Annotated in this window: 1 protein-coding gene; it reads left to right on the top strand. The window is 68.8% G+C overall.

Annotated features, from left to right (window positions below):
• Positions 1–631, top strand: a 631-nt coding sequence (locus tag EN932_RS37445) for a DUF5801 repeats-in-toxin domain-containing protein (protein ID WP_164890915.1), incomplete at both ends; no start/stop codon positions are given.

Raw genomic sequence — 631 nt, 5'->3', positions numbered from 1 at the left:
CCGACGCTTTCGATCACGGCGGCAGTGACGGTTGGTCCCGCCGAGGTGGTCGAGGCCAGCGGGGCTGGCGGGCAGAGCCAGGCGACGATCACGCCGCCGACCTTCACTGCGAGCGCGGTCGACGGCTACACGACAGATGTGGGCTACGCGCTGGCTCTGGCCGGCGCGGCGGCGACCGGGCTGGTGACGACGGACGGCAACCATGCCATCACGCTGGTGGTCGACTCGGCCACCCAGGTCTCTGGCAAGTACGACAGCGACGGCAACAGCTCGCTCGATGCGACGGCGTTCACGGTGACGCTGTCCGGCACGACGGTGACGCTGACGTCGTTGGTTGCGCTTGAGCACTCGAACGCGCCGCAAGGCGGGGGCGAGGACAACACCCTCGACCTCAACGGTCTGATCAACGTGGTGGCAACGGTGACGGTGACGGACGGCGACGCCGACGTCGTGTCGCAGCAAAGCACGAGTTCGGGGCTGTCGCTGATCTTCGACGACACCGATCCGACGCTTTCGATCACGGCGGCAGTGACGGTTGGTCCCGCCGAGGTGGTCGAGGCCAGCGGGGCTGGCGGGCAGAGCCAGGCGACGATCACGCCGCCGACCTTCACTGCGAGCGCGGTCGACGGCT

It is taken from the genome of Mesorhizobium sp. M7A.F.Ca.US.002.01.1.1, from assembly GCF_004022955.1.
Classification (GTDB): domain Bacteria; phylum Pseudomonadota; class Alphaproteobacteria; order Rhizobiales; family Rhizobiaceae; genus Mesorhizobium; species Mesorhizobium ciceri.
This window is presented reverse-complemented; position numbering and strand designations above follow the sequence as displayed.